At 59.3% G+C, this 22333-nt stretch carries 21 protein-coding genes and 2 pseudogenes; 14 read left to right on the top strand and 9 right to left on the bottom strand.

Annotated elements, in window-relative coordinates:
- The first annotated feature begins 89 nt into the window (after window positions 1–89).
- Window positions 90–1745, top strand: coding sequence for a glucan biosynthesis protein D (locus AFK66_RS09255; RefSeq protein WP_032970163.1), 1656 nt, complete (start codon window positions 90–92; stop codon window positions 1743–1745).
- Between the two features lie 153 nt (window positions 1746–1898).
- Window positions 1899–2459: a 50S ribosomal protein L7/L12-serine acetyltransferase gene (gene rimL / locus AFK66_RS09260; protein WP_007775341.1), complete on the top strand. Its 561-nt coding sequence runs from the start codon at window positions 1899–1901 to the stop codon at window positions 2457–2459.
- Here the strand turns inward: rimL and ydcK are convergent.
- Window positions 2456–3436, bottom strand: coding sequence for a YdcK family protein (gene ydcK, locus AFK66_RS09265; protein ID WP_007775339.1), 981 nt, complete (start codon window positions 3434–3436; stop codon window positions 2456–2458). The two genes, rimL and ydcK, sit on opposite strands and share 4 nt — an antisense overlap.
- A gap of 147 nt (window positions 3437–3583) precedes the next feature.
- On the opposite strand from ydcK, the gene tehB reads away from it, so the two are divergent.
- Together tehB and AFK66_RS09275 are read left to right on the top strand one after the other, a co-directional pair.
- Window positions 3584–4177 carry a tellurite resistance methyltransferase TehB gene (gene tehB / locus AFK66_RS09270; RefSeq protein ID WP_023898661.1) on the top strand — a complete coding sequence of 198 codons (594 nt, stop codon included), beginning with the start codon at window positions 3584–3586 and terminating at the stop codon, window positions 4175–4177.
- Window positions 4178–4393: 216 nt separating this feature from the next.
- Complete coding sequence (locus AFK66_RS09275; protein WP_007775336.1) at window positions 4394–5062, top strand: DUF3313 domain-containing protein; 669 nt, start codon at window positions 4394–4396, stop codon at window positions 5060–5062.
- A gap of 31 nt (window positions 5063–5093) precedes the next feature.
- Here the strand turns inward: AFK66_RS09275 and AFK66_RS09280 are convergent, their stop codons facing one another.
- Entirely contained in the window at window positions 5094–6257 is a 1164-nt protein-coding gene (locus AFK66_RS09280) for a benzoate/H(+) symporter BenE family transporter (RefSeq protein WP_041461121.1), read from the bottom strand.
- 94 nt (window positions 6258–6351) lie between these two features.
- On the opposite strand from AFK66_RS09280, the gene AFK66_RS09285 reads away from it, so the two are divergent.
- The 4 genes from AFK66_RS09285 (at window position 6352) to umuC (ending at window position 10975) form a co-directional block, all read left to right on the top strand.
- Window positions 6352–6882 carry a helix-turn-helix domain-containing protein gene (locus AFK66_RS09285; RefSeq protein WP_032983691.1) on the top strand — a complete coding sequence of 177 codons (531 nt, stop codon included), beginning with the start codon at window positions 6352–6354 and terminating at the stop codon, window positions 6880–6882.
- 235 nt (window positions 6883–7117) lie between these two features.
- Window positions 7118–9082 carry a peptidase U32 family protein gene (locus tag AFK66_RS09290; RefSeq protein ID WP_023898717.1) on the top strand — a complete coding sequence of 655 codons (1965 nt, stop codon included), beginning with the start codon at window positions 7118–7120 and terminating at the stop codon, window positions 9080–9082.
- 203 nt (window positions 9083–9285) lie between these two features.
- Window positions 9286–9705: a translesion error-prone DNA polymerase V autoproteolytic subunit gene (gene umuD, locus AFK66_RS09295; RefSeq protein WP_007775328.1), complete on the top strand. Its 420-nt coding sequence runs from the start codon at window positions 9286–9288 to the stop codon at window positions 9703–9705.
- Between the two features lies 1 nt (window position 9706).
- Window positions 9707–10975: a translesion error-prone DNA polymerase V subunit UmuC gene (gene umuC, locus AFK66_RS09300; RefSeq protein WP_023898719.1), complete on the top strand. Its 1269-nt coding sequence runs from the start codon at window positions 9707–9709 to the stop codon at window positions 10973–10975.
- A gap of 127 nt (window positions 10976–11102) precedes the next feature.
- On the opposite strand, the gene AFK66_RS09305 is transcribed toward umuC, so the two are convergent.
- Window positions 11103–11510, bottom strand: a complete 408-nt coding sequence (locus AFK66_RS09305) for an ASCH domain-containing protein (protein ID WP_023898720.1) — start codon at window positions 11508–11510, stop codon at window positions 11103–11105.
- Window positions 11511–11785: 275 nt separating this feature from the next.
- Here AFK66_RS09305 and AFK66_RS23280 point away from each other — a divergent pair, with 275 nt between their 5' ends.
- The 3 genes from AFK66_RS23280 (at window position 11786) to mdtI (ending at window position 12692) form a co-directional block, all read left to right on the top strand.
- Window positions 11786–11890: a protein YdgV gene (locus AFK66_RS23280; protein ID WP_470290478.1), complete on the top strand. Its 105-nt coding sequence runs from the start codon at window positions 11786–11788 to the stop codon at window positions 11888–11890.
- Between the two features lie 126 nt (window positions 11891–12016).
- Window positions 12017–12376 carry a multidrug/spermidine efflux SMR transporter subunit MdtJ gene (gene mdtJ, locus AFK66_RS09310; RefSeq protein ID WP_007775324.1) on the top strand — a complete coding sequence of 120 codons (360 nt, stop codon included), beginning with the start codon at window positions 12017–12019 and terminating at the stop codon, window positions 12374–12376.
- Window positions 12363–12692, top strand: a complete 330-nt coding sequence (gene mdtI, locus AFK66_RS09315) for a multidrug/spermidine efflux SMR transporter subunit MdtI (RefSeq protein ID WP_007775321.1) — start codon at window positions 12363–12365, stop codon at window positions 12690–12692. Before mdtJ ends, mdtI begins: the two co-directional genes overlap by 14 nt.
- A 41-nt stretch (window positions 12693–12733) precedes the next feature.
- On the opposite strand, the gene AFK66_RS09320 is transcribed toward mdtI, so the two are convergent.
- From AFK66_RS09320 to AFK66_RS09330, 3 genes are all read right to left on the bottom strand, one after another.
- On the bottom strand, window positions 12734–13555 hold the full coding sequence (locus AFK66_RS09320) for a trypsin-like serine peptidase (RefSeq protein ID WP_007775309.1): 822 nt from the start codon (window positions 13553–13555) through the stop codon (window positions 12734–12736).
- 391 nt (window positions 13556–13946) lie between these two features.
- Window positions 13947–15431 carry a carboxypeptidase M32 gene (locus AFK66_RS09325; RefSeq protein WP_007775299.1) on the bottom strand — a complete coding sequence of 495 codons (1485 nt, stop codon included), beginning with the start codon at window positions 15429–15431 and terminating at the stop codon, window positions 13947–13949.
- A gap of 73 nt (window positions 15432–15504) precedes the next feature.
- Window positions 15505–16755 (bottom strand): MFS transporter, encoded by a 1251-nt coding sequence (locus AFK66_RS09330; protein ID WP_007775296.1) that lies wholly within the window; start codon window positions 16753–16755, stop codon window positions 15505–15507.
- A 121-nt stretch (window positions 16756–16876) separates the two neighbouring features.
- Between AFK66_RS09330 and AFK66_RS09335 the strand changes: the two genes are divergently transcribed.
- The 3 genes and pseudogenes from AFK66_RS09335 to bioD form a co-directional block, all read left to right on the top strand.
- Complete coding sequence (locus AFK66_RS09335) at window positions 16877–17809, top strand: LysR family transcriptional regulator (protein WP_023898725.1); 933 nt, start codon at window positions 16877–16879, stop codon at window positions 17807–17809.
- Window positions 17810–17903: 94 nt separating this feature from the next.
- The gene (gene mlc, locus AFK66_RS09340) at window positions 17904–19121 is read left to right on the top strand and encodes a sugar metabolism global transcriptional regulator Mlc (protein WP_007775291.1); all 1218 of its coding nucleotides are present in this window, start codon (window positions 17904–17906) and stop codon (window positions 19119–19121) included.
- 115 nt (window positions 19122–19236) lie between these two features.
- Window positions 19237–19863 (top strand): annotated as a pseudogene (gene bioD, locus AFK66_RS21405) (dethiobiotin synthase); the annotation flags it as partial.
- On the opposite strand, the pseudogene osmV reads toward bioD, so the two are convergent.
- The 3 genes and pseudogenes from osmV to osmX form a co-directional block, all read right to left on the bottom strand.
- Window positions 19836–20768 (bottom strand): annotated as a pseudogene (osmV, locus tag AFK66_RS09350) (osmoprotectant ABC transporter ATP-binding protein OsmV); the annotation flags it as partial. The pseudogenes bioD and osmV overlap by 28 nt on opposite strands.
- Window positions 20768–21415 (bottom strand): osmoprotectant ABC transporter permease OsmW, encoded by a 648-nt coding sequence (gene osmW / locus AFK66_RS09355; protein WP_032983491.1) that lies wholly within the window; start codon window positions 21413–21415, stop codon window positions 20768–20770. The pseudogene osmV and the gene osmW, both read right to left, overlap by 1 nt.
- Window positions 21416–21424: 9 nt before the next feature.
- Window positions 21425–22330, bottom strand: coding sequence for an osmoprotectant ABC transporter substrate-binding protein OsmX (gene osmX / locus AFK66_RS09360; protein WP_007697231.1), 906 nt, complete (start codon window positions 22328–22330; stop codon window positions 21425–21427).
- Window positions 22331–22333: the final 3 nt, after the last annotated feature.

The raw sequence follows: 22333 nt of genomic DNA on the forward strand, positions 1-22333 counted from the left end.
AGAGTGAGCGGTCATATTGCTTGTAACATTTGCCGCCGCCAGGCTTCGGCCTCGCGAAATACCTCGACAAAAAAGGACGGTTTTCAGGCATGAACCGCAGACGTTTTATCAAGGCCTCGTTGGCCCTCGCCGCGGCATGCGGCACTCCAGGTCTCGCCACGCTTTTCTCCCGCAACGCCTGGGCGCAGGAGTCCGATATCGCGGACGGCCAGACGCGCGCCTTTGATTTCAGCGTGTTACAGGCTATGGCCTCTGAGCTTGCGCAAAAACCGTGGGGCGGCGCGCCGCGACCGCTGCCCGATACGCTCGCAAAGCTCACCCCACAGGCCTATAACAGTATTCAGTATGACGCCGGGCATTCGCTGTGGAATAACATCGACGGCCGCCAGCTCGACGTGCAGTTCTTCCACGTCGGCATGGGCTTTCGCCGCCGGGTGCGGATGTTCTCGCTCGATCCGGCGACCCGCCAGGCCCGCGAAGTGCATTTCCGTCCTGAACTCTTTAACTACCACGACGCGGGCGTCGATACCCGCCAGCTGGAAGGGCAAACCGACCTCGGCTTCGCCGGTTTTCGTGCGTTTAAAGCGCCGGAGCTGGCGCGTCGCGATATCGTCTCCTTCCTTGGCGCAAGCTATTTCCGCGCGGTAGACAGCACCTTCCAGTACGGGCTGTCGGCACGCGGGCTGGCGGTCGATACCTTTACCGACACGCCGGAAGAGTTCCCGGATTTCACCGCCTTCTGGTTTGAAACGCCGAAAGCGCAGGACACCACGTTTGTCGCTTACGCGCTGCTGGACAGCCCGAGCGTGACCGGCGCGTATAAGTTCATCATCCACTGCGAATCGAGCCAGGTGATTATGGAAGTGGAAAACTTCCTGTTCGCGCGCAAAGACATCAAACAGCTCGGTATCGCGCCGATGACCAGTATGTTCAGCTGCGGCACTAACGAACGCCGCATGTGCGACACCATTCACCCGCAAATCCACGACTCCGACCGCCTGGCGATGTGGCGCGGCAACGGCGAGTGGGTGTGCCGCCCGCTCAATAACCCGCAGCGCCTGCAATTCAACGCCTTCTCGGATGAAAACCCGAAAGGGTTTGGCCTGTTGCAGACCGACCATAAATTCGAGAGCTACCAGGATGTGATGGGCTGGTATAACAAGCGCCCGAGCCTGTGGGTGGAGCCGCGCAACCGCTGGGGCAAAGGCACCGTTGCGCTGATGGAGATCCCGACCACCGGCGAAACGCTCGATAATATTGTGTGCTTCTGGCAGCCGGAAAAACCGATCCGCGCCGGGGACAAGCTTAACTTCCAGTATCGCCTCTACTGGAGCGGCGACGCGCCGGTACGTACGCCGCTGGCGCGCGTTTACGCCACCCGCACCGGGATGGGCAGCTTCCCGGAAGGCTGGGCGCCGGGCGAGAATTTCCCGGCACAGTGGTCTCGCCGCGTCGCCGTAGATTTCGTGGGCGGCGATCTCAAAAGTGCCGCGCCGCGTGGCATTGAGCCTGTGATTACGCTCTCCAGCGGCGAGGCGAAACAGGTAGAGATCCTTTACGTCGAACCGTTCGATGGCTACCGCATCCAGTTCGACTGGTATCCGACGTCCGACTCCGTCGATCCGGTGGAAATGCGCATGTTCCTGCGCTGCCAGGGCGAGGCCATCAGCGAAACCTGGCTGTGGCAATATTTCCCGCCCGCGCCGGATAAACGCAAATATGTCGATGACCGACAGATGCGCTAAGCTACTTCCCATAAGCCCCGTTTCGACGGGGCTTTTTTTTGCGCTCTGCTACTGAAAACCACGGCAAATCGGTTAAGCCCGCCGATTCGGGCAGTGTTTTTACGCCGCGCGCTATGATAACTGTAGAGGTTCACTCATCAGAAGGAGACTCCCTTGCCAAACGCCACCTCTCAGGACGAGATACTTACCGTTAACGAACATCTTGCGCTGCATGCCGTTCATGAACGGTTCGCAGAGCCGCTGTTCTCCCTGGTGCAGCGCAATAAAGCCTGGCTGCAAAAAGCGATGAACTGGCCGCAGTACGTCACTAAAATCGAAGACACGCGCCAGACCATTCAGAGCAACATGATGCTGCACCAGCGCGGCTACGCGAAAATGTTTATGATTTTGCTGGATGGCGAGATGGTGGGCGTGCTGTCGTTTAACCAGATAGAGCCGACCAACAAAACGGCCTATATCGGCTACTGGCTGGATGAGCAGCATCAGGGGCAGGGGATTATCTCTGGCGCGCTGCAAACGATAATGGCGCATTACGCGCAGCGCGGCGAGGTGCGGCGGTTTGTTATTAAGTGCATCGTCACCAACGCGGCGAGCAACCGCGTGGCGCAGCGCAATGGCTTTACGCTGGAAGGCCGTTTAAAAGAGGCTGAATACCTGAACGGCGAGTTTCACGATCAGCATATCTACGCGCGTATTATCGAAACGGACGCTTAAACGAGCCCCGGCAGCGGCGTGCGCTGAATATGTTCGTCGCCGCCCAGCGTTTTAAAGCCGCACAGCCGGATGGTCTCGCCTGGCGGCGCGTCAATGACGACATCATCGCTTACCGTCACGCTGTCTTCGAGGATAACGTCGCCGCGGATACGCGCGCGTCCGGTGATGGTCACATGATTATCGAGCCGTACCGGGCCGCCGGTAATCACCGCGTGCTCACCCACGCGCACGTGATGCCCCAGCAGGCTGTTGCCTTCAATCACCGCGTGGCCGGAGACGTCCGAGCTGTAACGCACCGTTGGCGAGGCGTTCTCCTCCGTGCCCGCCACCAACCGGGCGTTGCCGTGGATTTTCGCGCAGTCGCAGACCCAGACGTCGTTCTCGTCGTTGCCTTCGAGAATCGCGTTTTCAAACACCTGCGCGCGATGCTCAATAAACGCGTGCGTCACCAGCGCGTGGCCGTAAATCTGGGCCTGATGCACCACCCGCGAGGCGCTGACCGTGGCGTTGCCGTAAATATGCAGCGCGCTGTCGCTGTCCGCCGTTAAGCCTTTCGCGCCGACCACCAGGCTGTTTTGCATCACCCGCGCATCACCGAAAATATGACACTCGCCGCGCACCACCGAGCACTGCACCATCGCGCGGCCGCTGACGTGCGCGCCGTCGCTGATTTCGGCGGCGTCAATCCAGGCATCGTCGCCAATGACCGCGTCATGATGAACCACGCAGGTCTGGCTTAAGCGCGCATTGCCGCGAATTTTCGCGCCCGCAAACACCGCGCTGTTGTGGTCATAGACCCAGCAGGTGCCCTGCTGGCTGAGGTTCTCCTCGCTTTCCACCCAGCCGCCGGGCGTTCCCGCGCTGACATCGGCGAAATCACGCAGCGCGATAAGCTGGCGCAGCGTCACGGTGCAGGGCTCGCCGTGGCGGGTATAGCGAAAGACGCGCGTGGCTTCGCTGAGCTGATATTTATTCATCAGAATTTCCTTGCGAGAGACGATAAATTAACCGTAGCAAATTTTTACGCGCCGGGAAGGCGATAGCGTTCGTGAGGGAAGTTTTATAAAATGCATGCAGAATATATCTTTGCCGTTTCGCCGGCAGAACGCTTTTAAGGAACCCTCATGACCGTTCGTGATGAAAACTATTTCACTGAAAAATATGGCCTGACGGCCACGCACTCTGATGTAGTAAACGCCGTGAATCATGTCGAACCGGGCCGCGCGCTGGATCTCGGCTGCGGCAACGGGCGCAACAGCCTTTTTCTCGCCGCCCGTGGGTTTGACGTCACCGCGTGGGATAAAAACCCGGCTAGCATCGCCAACCTTGAGCGTATCGCGGCGGCGGAAGGGCTTAATAACCTGCATATCGCGGTGAAAGATTTAAATGCGCTGCGTTTTGACGGGGAGTATGACTTTATTCTCTCCACCGTGGTGATGATGTTTCTTGAGCGCGACACCATTCCCGGGCTTATCGATAATATGCAGCGCTGCACCGCGCCGGGCGGGTATAACCTGATTGTCGCGGCGATGGATACTGACGATTATCCGTGTACCGTCGGCTTTCCATTCGCGTTCCGCGAAGGGGAACTGCGCCGTTATTACGAAGGCTGGGAGTTAATTAAATACAATGAAGATGTCGGTCAGCTTCATAAAACCGATGCCAGCGGCAACCGCATTCGCTTACGTTTTGCGACAATGCTCGCGAAAAAACGTTAATGTGATTGTCTTTTATGGAGCCGCCGTCAGCGCGGCTCTGAATTAATGCTATTAAATTTTTTATATATTTTCATAACTAGCATCAACTTTATTTATTGTTCTAATCCGATTTTATACCCCCGATCGCTTTTTTCTCTTATCCCGTCGTTTTTATTACTCTTTTCTCACCGCCGTTTGCTATAAATTCAGTGCTCACCCACTCACAGGTAACGTTCTATGCACAGCACATCGGTATTTAAAGCTTCCGGCGTGGCGGCGCTATTGCTGCTTGCCGGTTGTTCCTCCAGCACCACCAAACCCGAGCAATACTCCGGCTTCCTGAAAGACTATTCGGGCCTTGAAAAAACCACGTCATCGACCGGCAAACCGGTGATGCGCTGGGTCGCGCCGGGCTTTAACCTGAATAATTACGACTCTATCGTTTACAACCCGGTGGTCTATTACCCGGCCCCAAAACCGACCGGACAGATCTCTCAGAAAGTACTCGACGGTTTGTTGAATTACACCAACGACAAACTGAAAACCGCGGCGGCGAGCCGTAAGCCGCTGGTGGCGACGCCAGGGCCGCGCAGCGTGATTTTCCGCGGCGCGATTACCGCCGTCGACAGCAGCAAAGAAGGGCTGCAATTCTATGAAGTGTTGCCGATTGCGCTTGTCGTGGCCGGAACCCAGGTCGCGACGGGCCATCGCACCATGGACACCAGCCTGTTTTTTGAAGGCGAGCTGATTGACGCGGCGACGCAGAAAACGGTCGTGAAAGTGGTGCGTAAAGGCGAGGGGAAAGATCTCAGCAACGAGAAGACCCCGCTGACGGTCGATAACCTCAAGCAGGTGATCGACGATATGGCGACCGATGCGCGCATGTTCGATCCCGCGCCGAAATAATCCGTACAGAGGGAGCCTGGCTCCCTCTTTTTTATCCCGCCCGGCGCGCCAGCAGCGCGTAGCTTATCCCGCCAGCCATTAACCCCCAGAATGCCGACCCGACGCCGAGCAGCGTGACGCCGGATGCCGTCACCAGAAACGTTATCAGCGCCGCGTCGCGGGCGCGCTCATTCGCCAGCGCCTGGTGCAGGCTGCCGCCAATGGTGCCGAGCAGCGCCAGCCCGGCGAGGGTTTGCAGCCACGGCAGCGGCAGGGCGGTCATCAGCGCGCCGACGGAGCCGCCGCATACGCCCGCCAGCAGATAAAACACGCCCGCCATCGCCGCCGCTATCCAGCGTTTTTCGCGCTCCGGGTGCGCCTCCGGACTCTGGCAGATGGCGGCGGTAATGGCGGCAATGCAGATGGAAAAGACGCCAAATGGCGCAAGGAGTAGCGCCAGCAGGCCGGTCGAGACCATCAGCGGCGAGACCGGCACCCGGTAGCCGGACGCTTGCAATGTGGCGACGCCCGGCGCGTTCTGTGAGGCCATCGTCACCAGAAAGAAGGGCAGGCCGACGCCGAGCAGCGAGGAGAGGCTGAAGGCGGGGGAGACAAACTCCGGCGGCGCGAGGCGAAAATGCAGCGCCGCCGTATTCACCTCGCCCTGCAACAGACAGACCGCGACACCCGCCAGCAGCGCGGCCACCACGGCGTAGCGCGGCGCGAAGACTTTACAGAGCAGCCACGCCCCCGTCATGGCGGCACACAGTATAAAATGCCCTTCCAGCGTGCCGAACGCCTGTAGCCCGAAGCGCAGCAGAATGCCCGCCAGCATCGCGGCGGCAAGGCCCGGCGGGATGATATTCATCAGGCGGGCGAACAGACCCGTCGCGCCGCAAATCACAATTAGCGCCGAGGCGAAAATAAAAATGCCGACCGCTTCATGCAGATTGCTGCCCGCAAGACCCGTCGCCAGCAGCGCCGCGCCGGGCGTTGACCAGGCGGTCAGTACCGGCGCGCGATACCACAGGCTTAGTGCGAGCGTGCTGACGCCCATGCCGATGCCGAGCATGGTCATCCAGCCCGCCGTTTGCGCAGGCGTAGCGCCTGCCGCTGCGGCGGCCTGCCAGATAATAGCGGCAGAGCTGGCGTAGCCCACCAGCACCGCCACAAACCCTGCAATGACGGCAGATGCCGGGGGAAGAGAAAAGCGCATATTTGCTCCGCTGTGCGTTATAACGTCCATTGACTCTATCATCGTGCGCTATAACGCACAAGGCGCTATACTGGCCACGATTAAAGGAGATCGTATGGACATTACCGCCCATCTCGCGCAGACGCTGAAAGCGCTGCGCCAGCAGAAAAACTGGAGCCTGACCCAGGCGGCGCAGGAAACCGGCGTGTCGAAAGCGATGCTCGGCCAGATAGAGCGCAACGAATCGAGCCCTACGGTCGCCACGCTGTGGAAAATCGCCACCGGCTTTAACGTGCCGTTTTCGGCGTTTATCACACCGCCTGCGCCGGGCGCGCGCACGGTGTTTGATGCCCAGCAGACGATGCTGGTGGAACCGGTGTTTCCGTGGGATGAACAGCTGCGCTTCGATATGCTCGCCGTTACGCTCGCCCCCGGCGCGCAGAGCGACTCCACGCCGCATGAAAACGGCGTGACGGAGCATGTGGTGGTGATTGAGGGCGAGCTGGAGCTACAGACAGACGGCGTCTGGCGGCGGCTCGGCCCTGGCGAAGGGCTGAAGTTTGCCGGCGACCGGCCGCACGCCTACCGCAACGCGACGTCGCTGCCGGTGCGCTTTCATTCGCTTATTCACTACCCGGCGCCATAAAAAAAACCGCAAGCAAGCTTGCGGCCAACGACAATCTACAACGACACGATGAAACTGAGGTGATAAGTCAGGAATACCGCCCCAGCGTATCCCCTGCAGCGCGCCGCGTGAAATAAACCTTTGTGCAATACTTTGCCGTAAAATGGCAAACCCGCGGCAGCGCCGTGAAAGAGTTTCCGAACGCCCGGAATGTGACTACAATAGCCGCCTTTCAAATAACGGATAACGACGAATTATGCGCCTGCAATCGCATCACCTTGAACTGCTCAGTCCCGCCCGCGATACCGCCATCGCCCGCGAAGCCATTCTGCACGGCGCAGATGCAGTCTATATCGGCGGCCCCGGTTTCGGTGCCCGCCACAACGCCAGCAACAGCCTCCAGGACATCGCAGACCTGGTGCCGTTCGCCCATCGCTTCGGCGCGAAGGTGTTTATCACCCTTAACACCATTCTGCATGACGACGAGCTGGAGCCGGCCCGTAAACTTATCGGCCAGCTTTATGACGCGGGCGTCGACGCCCTGATCGTGCAGGACATGGGCATTATGGAGCTGGATATTCCGCCCATCGAGCTGCACGCCAGCACCCAGTGTGATATCCGCAGCGTCGAGAAAGCGAAATTCCTCTCCGACGCCGGTTTCTCGCAAATCGTGCTGGCGCGCGAGCTGAACCTCAACCAGATCCGCGCCATTCATGAGAACACCGACGCCACCATCGAATTCTTTATTCACGGCGCGCTGTGCGTGGCCTATTCAGGCCAGTGCAATATCTCCCATGCCCAGACCGGGCGCAGCGCCAACCGCGGCGACTGCTCGCAGGCCTGCCGCCTGCCGTATACCCTGAAAGACGATCAGGGCCGCGTGGTGGCGTATGAGAAACACCTGCTGTCGATGAAAGACAACGATCAAACCGCCAACCTGGCGGCGCTGATTGACGCAGGCGTGCGCTCCTTCAAGATTGAAGGGCGCTATAAAGATATGAGCTACGTGAAAAACATCACGGCGCATTACCGTCAGATGCTCGACGCGATTATTGAAGATCGCGGCGATCTGGCGCGTTCCTCCGCCGGTAATACGGCGCACTATTTCGTGCCGTCCACCGAGAAAACCTTCCACCGCGGCAGCACCGACTACTTCGTTAACGCCCGTAAGATAGATATTGGCGCGTTCGACACCCCGACGTTCGTCGGCCTGCCGGTCGGCGAAGTGCTGAGCGTCGGCAAAGAGCATCTGGATGTGGAAGTCACCGAGCCGCTCGCGAACGGCGACGGGCTGAACGTCATGATCAAACGCGAAGTGGTGGGCTTTCGCGTCAATGTGGCGGAAAAAACCGGTGAAAACCGCTACCGCGTCTTCCCGAACGAGATGCCAGCGGCGCTGAAAACGCTGCGCCCGCACCACAAGCTTAACCGCAACCTCGATCACAACTGGCAGCAGGCGCTGCTGAAAACCTCCAGCGAGCGCCGCATCGGTGTGGATATCGAACTCGGCGGCTGGCAGGAACAGCTGATTCTGACACTAACCAGCGAAGATGGCGTCAGCGTGACGCATACGCTTGACGGGCAGTTCGATGAAGCCAACAACCCGGAAAAAGCGCTGACCAGCCTGAAAGAGGGCCTGGCGAAACTGGGGCAGACTATCTATTTCGCCCGCGACGTGCAGATTACGCTGCCGGGCGCGCTGTTTGTGCCTAACAGCCAGCTCAACGCGTTCCGCCGTGAAGCTATCGAGGCGCTGGACGCCGCGCGTCTGGCGAATTACCAGCGCGGCGTGCGCAAGCCGGTTTCCGTGCCGCCACCGGTCTACCCGGAAACGCACCTGAGCTTCCTCGCGAATGTCTACAACCATAAGGCGCGTGAATTTTACCATCGCTATGGCGTGCAGCTTATTGACGCCGCGTATGAAGCGCACGAGGAAAAAGGCGACGTCCCGGTGATGATCACCAAACACTGCCTGCGCTTTGCCTTTAACCTCTGCCCGAAACAGGCGAAGGGCAACATCAAGAGCTGGAAGGCGACGCCGATGCAGCTGGTGCACGGCGACGAAGTGTTAACCCTGCGTTTTGACTGCAAACCCTGCGAAATGCACGTGGTCGGCAAAATCAAAAATCATATCCTGAAAATGCCGCAGCCGGGCAGCGTGGTCGCCTCCATCAGCCCGGAAGACCTGTTGAAAACCCTGCCAAAACGCAAAAACGCCTGATTATCCTTCCCCGAAAAGCCAGAGCCTGCGCTCTGGCTTTTTTTTTGTCTGCACGCCATACCGCTCAACAAACCCGCACAAACTGGCCGTTCTCCAGGCAATTGCGCCGCTTCGCTTAAAAATAGGGTTGTCAGAATAGTACAAATCAAACTACTGTATATAAACACAGTAAATAACAACATAATGAATGGATGGAGTACGCCATGTTAATGATGCGACTCTTGCCACAGCCTGATGCCGAGGGGTTGCCGCTGTTCCTTGAGACAGTGGCCTGCGGATTTCCGTCGCCCGCTCAGGATTACGTCGAAAAGCGTGTAAGCCTTGACGCGCACTGCATTGTGCATCCGAACGCCACCTATTTTTTGCGGGCGGCCGGGGAGTCGATGAACGGCGCCGGGATCGAGGATGGCGATCTGCTGGTGGTGGACAGCGCCCTGAAGCCGCAGGAGGGCGACATTGTCGTGGCCGCGCTGGAAGGGGAGTTCACCGTGAAAACCCTGCGTCTGCACCCGGTGGCGCAACTGGTGCCGATGAACCCGGATTTCGCGCCGATCCCGCTTGGCGGTGACGCCGAGGTGGTGATTTTCGGCGTGGTCACTTGGGTGCTGAAGAAGAGGCGCTGAAATGTACGCGCTGGTGGATGTGAACAGCTTTTACGCCTCCTGCGAGATGGTGTTTCGCCCGGATCTGCGGGATAAACCGGTCGTGGTATTGAGCAACAACGACGGTTGCGTCATTGCCCGCAGCCGCCAGGCAAAGGCGCTTGGCATCACTATGGCGGAACCCTATTTCAAACAGCGCGCGCTCTTTGAGCGTCATCGCGTGGCGGTCTTCAGCTCCAACTACGCGTTTTACGCCGACATGAGCAAGCGCGTGATGGATATTCTCGAAGAGATGGCGCCGCAGGTGGAGATCTACTCGATCGACGAGGCGTTTGTCGATCTGCGTGGCGTCAGTAACGTCATGTCGCTGACCACGTTTACTCATGAGATCCGCGACCGCCTCTGGCGCGAAACCCATCTGCCGGTCGGCGTGGGTATCGCGCCGACTAAAACGCTCGCCAAGCTCGCCAATCTCGCCACTAAAAAATGGCCGAAGTCGGGCGGGGTGGTCGATCTCTCCGATCCCGCCCGGCTGCGCAGGGCGCTGGCGCATTTTAACGTGGATGAAGTGTGGGGCGTCGGGCGCAGGCTCAGCAAAAAGCTGGCGGCGATGGGCATTGAGACCGCGTTTGATCTCGCCAACAGCCCGGCGTGGGTGATCCGCAAAAATTTTAACGTGGTGCTGGAGCGCACCGTGCGCGAGCTGCGCGGCGAGCCGTGTCTGGCGATGGATGAATTTGTCGCGCCGAAACAGCAGATCGTGTGCAGCCGTTCGTTTGGCTACCGGGTCACGGCTTACCAGGATATGCGTCAGGCGGTCTGCGCCTGGGCGGAGCGCGCCGCGGAGAAACTGCGTCAGGAGCATCAGTTCTGCCGCCAGGTGGCGGTGTTTATCCGCACCAGCCCGCATGACGAGCCGGACAACCGCTACAGCAATCAGGCGCTCTGCCAGGCGCTGACGCCCACCAACGACACCCGCGAAATCGTGCGGCTGGCGGTAAGCGCGCTGGACGCCATCTGGCGCGAAGGCTATCGCTATATCAAAGCGGGCGTCATGCTGGGGGATTTTTTCAGCCAGGGCGTGGCGCAGCTTAATCTCTTCGACGAACACCCGCCGCAGGCCAACAGCGCGCCACTAATGCATCTGCTGGATGAATATAATCGCTCAGGCAGGGGAAAGCTCTGGTTCGCAGGCCAGGGGATCGTAAAACCCTGGGCGATGAAGCGCGAATTCCTTTCGCCCGGTTACACCACCCGTTTCAGTGAATTACCGCGCGCGAGTTTGTGGTGAGGCGGGCGAAAACCTTTACGGCGTCTTTACGCCTTCGCCGCGCTGCCGGTTAAACCAGGCCATAAAGCGCTGCGCGCCGACAATAAAAGTCCGCCAGATAAGGCGTTTCTGATCTTGTCATAATCCCTCAACACCGCTCCACCAGGTCAAACTCTTCAAACATCAGCGGCATGTCGGGAGAGAAACAGCCGGCGCGGGTGAAAAACGCTTCATGCTCCTTGCGCCAGTAAGCGAGGCTTAAATCGCCTTCGCCTTCCAGCGCGGCGAGTTGTTCAGTGACGTCACAGAATTTCACCAGCCGCAGCGTGTGGGTGCGAATAACGCACAGCGGCTCGCCCGCGCCGTTGAGGATAATATGATAATCCCCCGGCAGTACCGGTTCGCCGTCCTGCCGCCAGGCGTGATAATCGCTGCAGCTGGCGCGTTTGGTGCCGTACGCCACCAGCGCGCCCAGTTCATCCGCCATGTGCGGTGAATCGCCAAAGCCCCAGGCCGGCGCGCCGGGATATTTCTGTTGCAGTTCGTCTACGGTCATTCTGATACTTCCTTGTTAAATTAATGTAAGGAAATAGCATATCGTGAAAAAAGAAAGCCAGCTAATGATTATTTACTCGCCTGGCATGATTAATTAATCGGGCCGTTAAAATAAGCCGCTGTTTTTACCCCAATAAAAAGTAAAACCTGCCGTAAAGTAGTGTAAATGGGTTGAGAAAAGTCTAACAGCATGGTTTAATTCAGGCGTGTTTGACTACCGAGGCCAATTTTGATCCGCAACGACGAGAAGCAAGACCGCGGATAAATTGAAAGATTATGGACAACCTGTTCAATTGTTTTATCTCCCTGTTTTACGTTTCTTCCACTCCTTTTCCTGCCACCTTTCTTTGCGGTGAACAGCACTGGCACACGGCGCTTTAGTCCGTCTCTCTCCTGAGTTTTTTCAGGCCGTCACTGTACGCCTGTCACTGTTTTAATCGTTTTTAATGACGCGTGTTTACGCGCCATCTGATATGCCTGTGTATTTTTTCAGGCAGGAGAGAGATTATGATTTACTGGATTTTATTAGCATTAGCGATTGTGTCGGAAATTACCGGGACGCTGGCATTAAAATGGGCAAGCGTTGGCGGTGGCCATGCCGGATTTATTTTAATGCTGGTGATGATTTCCCTTTCTTATATTTTTCTTTCTTTTTCTGTTAAGCGTATTGCGCTGGGTGTGGCTTATGCCCTGTGGGAAGGTGTCGGGATCGTTTTAATTACGCTCTTTAGCGTGTTGCTGTTTAACGAAACCCTGACGGTGCAAAAAGCGCTGGGCCTGCTGGTATTAATTGCCGGGATTTTACTGATCAAAACCGGCACCCGTACCGTGAGCCGTAAAGCGGAGGTGCGTCATGTCGCAGGTTGAGTTACAGCATATTCTCTGGCTGCTGCTGGCGATCGGCCTCGAAATTATCGCCAATATCTGGCTGAAATTCTCCGACGGCTTTCGCCGCCCGGTGTATGGCGTGGCGTCGCTCGCCGCCGTTCTCGCCGCCTTCAGCGCGCTGGGACAGGCGGTGGAAGGTATCGATCTGGCGGTGGCGTACGCGCTGTGGGGCGGTTTCGGGATCGCCGCGACGGTGGCGGCAGGCTGGATTATGTTCGGCCAGCGGCTTAACCGCAAAGGCTGGGCCGGGCTTGGGCTGCTGCTGGTGGGCATGGTGATTATCAAGCTGGCGTAAGCCGCAACGCAAAGAGAGAGGGGCGCTGAGCGCCCCTTTTTTTATTCGCTCGCCAGCGCTTCGAGGCGCTCGCGAAAACCGGTTACGGAAATCGCGCGGTTATCGGCGCGCCAGCGGTCTTTGGCGGCAGGCGCCGAACTCTGCACGCCAATCAACTGCCAGCCAGCGTCGGTACGCAGCATCAGCGGCGAGCCGCTGTCGCCCGGCAGCGTGTCGCACTGGTGCGCCAGCACGTTACGCTGCGCCCAGCCGGTAATCAGGCAATCCTGATGGCTGTAGAGCGCGTCGAGATGATCTTCCGGGTAACCGGACTGCGTCACGTGCCGCCCCGTGGCTTTCAGCGCGCGGTTCAGGGCCGCGCGATCGCCTTCAAACAGCGGCAGCGGCGTCAGGCCCGACGGCGGGTTACGCAGAATAATCAGCCCGAAATCTTCCGGCGCAGCGGACGACGGCACAATCCAGCCTTCGCCGTCGGCTTTCAGCTTATGCCCGAGCGACGGCGACACGCGCCCTTCGATGCTGTGAATTTCATAGCGCCACTTGCCCTTTTGCGACACAAAACGCAGCGCCACCGGGCGGTCTGGCGTGCCGTCCGGCGGAGAAAGCAAACAATGCCCGGCGGTCAGCGCCAGGTGCGGGGAGATAAGCGTGGCGGTGCACAGGTTGCCGCTCTCGGTTTCGAGCTGGCCGATAGCATCCCAGGGAGACGCGGCCGGGTCCGGTACGGGCGTGCGGTCATCATGATTGAAAAAGAGGGTCTGGACGTCGCTTGCGGTCTCCGACGCGTCATCGCCCTCGTCAGCGTGCGTAATAAAAACGGGTAATAGTAGCGATCCCAGTAACAAGAAAACGGTTTTGCGCATATCACTCTCTGGTGGGGCAATTATGATTATTAAAGTAACCCTGTGAGGTAACTATAGACGTGACGCGAGCAAAGTGAGAATAAAATCAGCGTGCTAGCGACGTTTACCAGTAAAAAAAGATCGACAGCGCGCCGCATAACAGCAGCAGCGTCAGGATTATCTCAAACTGATAGCGGCGGATCATGTCGGGCCTCCGGAAACGCAGCCCGCGCGTCCGGCGCAAACGGCGACGCGCGTGCCTGAGCGCGCAGGCCTGACAAAAGCGGCGAAGAAAAACGGCGGGGCGTAAAGAGACTATAACGGCGCGGCGGGGCGGGCGTCCGTAGGTGATTAGTATCGGCGTGTAACGGAATGTACACACCGGGCGCGCGGCCCGGCGTATACGACGGCGCTACAGATAGCGCGCCGTCAGGTGCTCGCGGAAATAGCGCGGGTTGAGATCGTCGCCGGTGGCGTTAATCATCAGCTGCGAGGTGGTAAAGCGGCTGCCGTGCTGCCACACCGACTGGCGCAGCCAGTCAAACAGCGCGCGCAGATCGCCTGCGGCAATTGAGGCGTCCAGGTTCGGCAGCGCCTGGCGCGCGGCCTGGAAAAGCTGGGCGGCATACATCGCGCCAAGCGTATATGACGGGAAGTAACCAAAGCCGCCATCCGTCCAGTGAATATCCTGCATACAGCCGTCGCGGTAGTTGCCGGTGGTGAAAATCCCGAGCCACTGCTGCATTTTCTCATCCCACAGGGCCGGAATGTCGTCCACTTCAATATCGCCGTCAATCAGCGCCCGCTCAATCTCGTAGCGCAGCACTACGTGGGCCGGGTAGCTCACTTCATCGGCATCGACGCGGATAAAACCTGGCTTCACGCGCTGGTTCCAGGCCAGATAGTTCTCCTCCTCAAACGCCGGTTGCTTGCCGAAACGCGAGACGACCTGCGGGAGCAGCAGCTTCAGGAACGGGCGGCTGCGCCCAAGCTGCATTTCGAAGAACAGGCTCTGGGATTCATGGATAGCGGTGGAGCGCGCCAGCGACACCGGCTGGCCCGGCCATTCGCGCGGCAGGTTTTGCTCATAACGGGCATGGCCGGTTTCGTGGATCACGCCAAACAGCGCGCTGAAGAGTTCGTTTTCGTCATAGCGCGTGGTGATGCGCACATCTTCCGGCACGCCGCCGCAGAACGGGTGCGCGCTGACGTCCAGCCTGCCGCCGTCGAAATCGAAGCCGAGCAGGCGCATGGCTTCAAGACCCAGCTCGCGCTGCTGCGCCACCGGGAACGGCCCCTGCGGCGTAATCAGCACGGTGCGCTCCTGTTTCTCTACCGCGCGGGCGAGGAGATCCGGCAGCCAGCTGCGCAGATCGCCAAACAGCGTATCGAGACGCGCGCTGGTCATATCCGGCTCGAAAATATCGAGCAGCGCATCGTAGCGCGAACAGCCTTTGGCTTCGGCGCGAATGGCGGCCTCTTCGCGGCTCAGCTTCACCACCTCTTTGAGATTTTCCGAGAAACCGTCCCAGTCGTTGGCCGGGCGCTGGCTACGCCAGGCGTGTTCGCAGCGGCTGCCCGCGAGCGATTTGGCCTCGACCAGCGCTTCCGGCAGCAGCGCCGCCTGCTGGTAATGGCGCTGCATTTCGCGCAGGTTCGCCTGTTCGAGATCGTTTAAATCTTCCTGTTCCGCGCCGCGCAGCCATTCGGCCATTTTTTTATCGGTCAGGATCTGATGCTGCAGCACGCTCAGCTCCGCCAGGGCTTCGCCGCGCGCACGGCTGCCGCCCGGCGGCATCATGGCGAACATATCCCAGCTGGCGATAGCCGAGAGATGAGAGAAGCGGGAAAGCCGCAGGAAGGTGCGGCTAAGCTGTTGATAGTTTTTGTTTTCCATAAGGCCTCGTGACGTTGTCTGCAAGCAGAAAAGGTAGCACTAACCCTGACGAAACACGAGGCCTGGCGGGCGATTAACGGACGCGGCGGTGCAGCCCGCCGCCGACCAGCAGCGCCAGCACCAGCAGCAGCGCGATAAACCCGCCGACGCCGTTCCAGCCGTAGCGGTGCCAGAACAGTCCACCGAGCGTGCCCGCGAAGCTTGAGCCCAGGTAATAGCTGAACAGATAGAGCGAAGAGGCCTGGCCTTTGGCGCGCCGCGCCCGCGGGCCTATCCAGCTACTCGCAACGGAGTGCGCCGCGAAGAACCCGGCGGAGAAGAGCAGCATGCCCGCGAAGATCAGCCACAGCGACGAAAACAGCGTGAGCAGGAGGCCGCACAGCATCACGGCGGTAAAGCCGAGCATCACCGGGCCGCGGCCGAAACGCGCGGTCATCGCGCCCGCTTTCGGCGAGCTCCAGGTGCCGGTGAGATACGCGACCGACAGCAGGCCCACCGCCGCCTGGCTTAAGTGCCAGGGCGACAGCATCAGCCGGTATCCAATGTAGTTAAACAGCGTCACAAACGCGCCCATTAGCAGAAAGCCTTCGGCGAACAGCAGCGGCAGGCCGTCGTCGCGCCAGTGCAGACGAAAGTTAATCAGCAGCGTGCGCGGGCGCAGCGACGAGGCGCGAAAATGGCGCGAAGCCGGAAGGATTTTCCAGAACATTAAGGCCGCCGCGAGCGCAAAGCAGCCGATACAGGCCATCGCCACGCGCCAGCTAAAGAAATCGGTAATAACCCCGGTGAGCAGACGGCCGCTCATCCCGCCAATCGAGTTACCGCTGATGTAGAGCCCCATCGAGAACGCCACCATGCTGGGGTGGATCTCCTCGGACAGATAGGTCATGCCGACGGCCGCCACGCCGCTCAGCGACAGCCCAATCAGCGCGCGCATCAGCAGAATGCCGTGCCAGCTGTGCATCATGGTGGCGAGCAGGGTGCAGATGGAGGCAAGCAGCAGGGCCGTGACCATCACGTTTTTGCGCCCGATAGCGTCGGACAGCGGCCCGGTGAACAGCAGCCCCACGGCCAGCATCCCCGTGGCGACCGAGAGCGAAATACTGCTGGCGGCGGGCGTGACGCCAAATTCCTGTGACAGCACCGGCAGAATGGGCTGTACGCAGTAAAGCAGGGCGAAGGTGGCGAGGCCCGCGGAGAAGAGCGCGAGCGTGACGCGCATAAAGGCGGGCGTGCCGCGTTTGATATAGGTTGCCGGCGCGGCAGTAACGGCATCGTCAGCGGCTTGCGCCGGTGGCGCGCTGACGGTAGTGGTACGACTCACAGCATATCCTTACGTAATATCCCCGCGATTGCTGGCTGCGGGTGAGGCACACACACGAAGAGTAGAAAGCGGCGAATCATCTGTCTAATATATTAATAATCTCAAATAATATTTATTAAATATGAATATCGAACTGCGTCATCTTCGCTATTTTGTGGCGGTGGCGGAAGAGCTGCATTTTGGCCGCGCCGCCGCCCGCCTGAACATTTCCCAGCCGCCGTTAAGCCAGCAGATCCAGGCGCTGGAAGCGCAGACCGGCGCGCGGCTGCTGGCCCGCACCAACCGCAGCGTCACGCTCACGGCGGCGGGCAGGCAGTTTCTCGCCGACAGCCGACAGATTTTAAGCGAGGTGGAAGCCGCGGCGGTGCGCGCCGCGCGCCTGCATAACGGCGAGACCGGCGAGCTGCGCATCGGGTTTACCTCATCAGCGCCGTTTATCCGCGCCATTTCCGACACGCTTTCCGTCTTTCGCCGTCGCTACCCGGATGTCCATTTGCAGACGCTTGAGATTAACACCCGCTCGCAGATAGCGCCGCTGACGGAAGGGCGGCTGGATGTCGGGCTGATGCGTAACACCCCGCTGCCGGAGACGCTTGCCTGGCAACTGGTGTTGCGCGAACCGCTGCTGGCGCTGATCCCCTGCGATCATCCGCTCGCCGTGCGCGAGGCGGTGTCGCTCAGTGAACTGGCGGGCGAGCCGTTCGTCTTTTTTGACCCGCACGTCGGCACCGGGCTGTATGACGATATTCTCGGGCTGTTGCATCGTTACGGCGTGCAGCCGCGCATTACGCAGGAGGTGGGCGAGGCGATGACGATTATCGGGCTGGTGGCGGCCGGGCTTGGCGTGTCGATACTTCCGGCGTCGTTTCAGCGCGTGCGGCTGGAGGAAATGCGCTGGGTAAAGCTGCGCGAGCCGGATGCAATTTCAGAAATGTGGCTGGTCTGGGCGCGGCATAGGGAGCAAAGCGCCGCGGCACAACGTTTCATTTCTCTGCTTAACGGGGCTGCGCAATGGCCGGAAATGGCCGCCGATCTGCATAAAAATGTGCGGTAAATCACAAGGCTAAGTAAAAATTTGACGCGCCCTGGCGAAGTGATTCACCATAGCTGAATGTTTATTTCGAAGCGCGAAAATAAGGGAGTGGGACGTGGTTGCTGACAGTCAACCGGGCCATATCGATCAGATAAAACAGACCAATGCGGGCGCTGTCTATCGCCTGATTGATCAGCTTGGCCCGGTATCACGTATCGATCTTTCCAGACTGGCGCAACTCGCCCCCGCCAGCATTACTAAAATCGTGCGCGAAATGCTGGAAGCGCATCTGGTTCAGGAGACGGAAATCCAGGAGCCAGGCAGCCGTGGCCGCCCGGCGGTGGGACTCGCGGTGGAAACCGACGCCTGGCACTATCTTTCCGTGCGCATCAACCGCGGCGAAATCAACCTCGCGCTGCGCGATCTCAGCAGCAAACTGGTGGTGGAAGAGCAGCTCGATCTCCCGTTGCAGGACGCCCGCCCCTTGCTCGATCGCATTATCGACCATATCGATCGCTTTTTTATCCGCCATCAGCGCCAGCTGGAGCGCCTCACCGCCATCGCCATAACGCTGCCTGGCGTGATTGATACCGAACACGGGCTGGTGCGCCAGATGCCGTTTTATGATGTCGTTGATATGCCGCTTGGCGCGGCGCTGGAGGCGCATACTGGCGTACCGGTGTTTGTGCAGCACGACATCAGCGCCTGGACGATGGCCGAAGGGCTGTTCGGCGCGTCACGCGGCGCGCGCGACGTGATTCAGGTGGTTATCGATCATAACGTCGGCGCGGGCGTCATTACCGATGGCCGCCTGCTGCACGCGGGCAGCAGCAGCCTGGTGGAGATTGGCCACACGCAGGTCGATCCTTACGGCAAGCGCTGCTACTGCGGCAACCACGGCTGCCTTGAGACTATCGCCAGCATCGACAGCGTGCTGGAGCTGGCCCAGCAGCGGATGAATCAGTCGATGGGCTCCATGCTGCACGGCCAGCCGCTCAGCGTGGAATCGCTGTGCGATGCGGCGCTGGCGGGCGATCTGCTGGCACGCGATATTATTCTCGGCGTTGGCGTTAACGTCGGGCGCATTCTCGCGATTATGGTCAATCTGTTTAACCCACAAAAAATTCTGATTGGTTCGCCGCTTAACCGGGCGTCCGATATTCTCTTTCCGGCGATCGCTGACGCGGTTCGCCAGCAGTCGCTGCCCGCCTACAGCCGGAACATCAGCGTGGAAAGCACCCAGTTCTCTAACCGCGGCACGATGGCGGGCGCAGCGCTGGTGAAAGACGCGATGTATAACGGTTCGTTGTTGATTCGCCTGTTGCAGGGGTGACAACTTTTCCCTGATCCACTAAAAATTGCGCTATCTCAAGCTGACCCTGAAAGTCTTCTTTTAGACTTTTGCCACTGGATCATTCTTTTTAACACAATGGCAGATGGAGTCAGCGATGCTTAAGCGCGTCTTTATTACCGGTACAGATACCGCCGTCGGGAAAACGGTGGTGTCCCGCGCCCTGTTACAGGCGCTGGCCGCCACCGGCAAACGCGTGGTGGGCTATAAGCCGGTGGCGAAAGGCAGCAAAATGATGCCGGAGGGGCTGCGCAACAAAGATGCCCTGGTGCTGCAAAGCGTGTCCTCCCTGACGCTGCCGTATGAGGCCATCAATCCCATCGCATTTAGCGAAGAAGAGAGCAGCGTGGCGCACAGCTGCGCCATTAACTATTCGCTGCTATCAAACGGCCTCGCGCAGCTGTGTGAACAGGCGGATCACGTCGTGGTGGAAGGCACAGGCGGGTGGCGCAGCCTGATGAACGATTTACGCCCGCTTTCTGACTGGGTAGTGCAGGAGCAGTTGCCGGTGCTGATGGTGGTCGGCATTCAGGAAGGGTGCCTGAACCATGCGCTGTTGACCGCGCAGGCCATAGCGAGCGACGGCCTGCCGCTGGTGGGCTGGGTGGCGAACCGTATCAATCCGGGGCTGGCGCATTACGCCGAAATCATTGAGGTGTTGAGCCAGAAGCTGCCTGCGCCGCTGATAGGCGAATTACCGTACCTGCCGCGCGCCTCGCGACGCTTCACAAACCCCAGCGGCTTCTCGTTCTCATCCACAACCGTCACGGAACGCATATCGTTGTCGTCCATCAGCGCGAACGCCTCTGCAAGCGGCGTCGAACTGCGCACCGTAATCGTCGGCTGTTTGTCCGTTACATCGCCCGCCTGGATCAGCAGCAGGCGTTTGAGCGTGCGATCCTGGCCCACGAAAGAGCCGACAAACTCGTTGGCCGGTTTCGCGAGCAGCTCGTCAGGGCTGGCGCACTGAATGATTTTCCCCTGGCGGAACACCGCGATGCGATCGCCAAGCTTCAGCGCTTCGTCGATATCGTGGCTCACCAGCATCACCGTTTTCTTCAGCTGGCGCTGCATCTCCAGGAACTGATTCTGGATAACCTCACGGTTAATTGGGTCGACCGCGCCGAACGGTTCATCCATCAGCAGCACCGGCGGATCCGCCGCCAGCGCGCGAATAACGCCGATACGCTGCTGCTGCCCTCCGGACATCTCTTTCGGGTAGCGGCTCAGGAAGCGTTTCGGATCCAGCGCCACCATCGCCATCAGCTCGGTCGCGCGTTCCTTGCAGCGCGCTTTATCCCAGCCCAGCATCCGCGGCACCACAGTGATGTTCTCTTCAATCGTCATATTCGGGAACAGACCAATCTGCTGAATGACATAACCGATATTGCGCCGCAGCGTGACGGTATCGAGATCGGTTGTGTCTTCGCGGTTAATAAAAATCTTGCCCCCGGATGGCGCTATCAGCCGGTTAATCATCTTCAGCGTGGTGGTCTTGCCGCAGCCCGACGGGCCGAGCAGCACGCACATTTCGCCTTCCGGCACGTTCAGGTTAACGTTATCGACAGCGTTAAACGTCTGGCCGTTCTTCTGCACAAACTGTTTGGTGAGGTTTTCAAGTTTAATCATTAGCGGATCCCCTTCGGCGTCAGCACAACCTGCAGGCGGTGCAGTAACCAGTCCAAAATAATGGCCAGTAAACAGATCATCAGCGCACCGGCGATAAGCATACGAATGTCGCTCCCGCCGATGCCGTTAAGCAGCAGTAACCCCAGACCGCCCGCGCCGATAACGGCGGCGATCGCCATCACGCCGATATTCATCACCACCGCAGTGCGGATGCCGCCGAAAATCACCGGCAGCGCCATGGGGATTTCCACCCAGCGCAGACGCTGCCAGAACGTCATGCCGATACCACGACCGGCTTCGCGAAGCCCCGGCGGCAGGCTGTCGAGCGCGGTGTGCGTGTTACGAACAATCGGCAGCAGCGAGTAAAGAAACACGGCGGTGATGGCGGGCAGGGCGCCGATACCCTGGCCTATCAGCGAAAAGAGCGGGATCATCAGCCCGAACAGGGCGATGGACGGAATGGTGAGCACCAGCGTCGCCAGCCCCAGCACCGGCGTGGCGAGCCATTTATGGCGCACAATCAGAATGCCGAGCGGCACGCCGATAACAATCGCGAAGCCCACCGCCAGCAGCACCAGCCACAGGTGCTGGATCGTGAGGCTCGCCAGAAAACCGGCGTTATCGATCATATAGTGAATGGTATCCATCATCTCTCCTTAAAGCAGACCTTTGTCGCGCAGGAAGTCGCGGGCGACCTGCTGCGGCGTCTGGTGATCGATATCCACCTTCGCGTTAAGCGTGGTGATGGTCTCGTTGTCCATCAGGCCGGAGATCGTATTCAGCGCCTCCTCAAGCCCCGGATTCGCCGCCAGCGTATCCTTACGCACGACCGGCGTAACGGCGTAACTCGGGAAAAAGCCTTTATCATCCTCCAGCACTTTTAAATCGAACCCTTTCACGCGCCCGTCGGTGGCGTAAACCAGGCCTGCGTCCACAAAGCCGTCGCGGATGGCGTTATAGACCAGCCCCGGGTCCATCTGGCGGATCTGCGGACGGTCGAGCGGCATGTTGTACGCCTGTTGCAGCGGCTTCATGCCATCGCTGCGCCCGTAAAACTCCAGATCGAGCGCCAGCATCCAGTTGTTATCCGGATCGGTTTTGCGCACCTGTTCGATTTTCTCCGCCAGCTGCGACATCGTCGAAATATGCTCCTCTTCGGCGCGTTTGCGCTGCATCGCGAACGCATAGGTGTTGTTCATGCTGGCGGGTTTCAGCCACACCAGCCCGAGCTTCGCGTCGAGCTTTTTCACCGTGTTATAGGTTTCCTCGGGCGTCATTCGCTTGTTGATATGGTTGAAGATAATCAGCGATGTGCCGGTGTACTCCCAGGTCATATCCACCTGTTTGTTGATCATGGCGTTGCGCGAAATCACCGTCGCGATATTGGTGCGCGGCTCCACCTGAAAGCCTTTCTTTTGCAGGTACAGCACCGTCATGGCGGAGAGAATATGTTGCTCGGTAAAGCTCTTGGTGGTCAGCACCAGCGGTGCTGCGCGAGCAGCGGTTGTGGCCAGCAGCAGACCTGCGGCTGCAATGGTCAGCCAGCGATTCAGCAAGGTCATCGG

The sequence above is a fragment of the Cronobacter malonaticus LMG 23826 genome (assembly GCF_001277215.2).
In the GTDB taxonomy this organism is placed as follows: Bacteria; Pseudomonadota; Gammaproteobacteria; order Enterobacterales; family Enterobacteriaceae; genus Cronobacter; species Cronobacter malonaticus.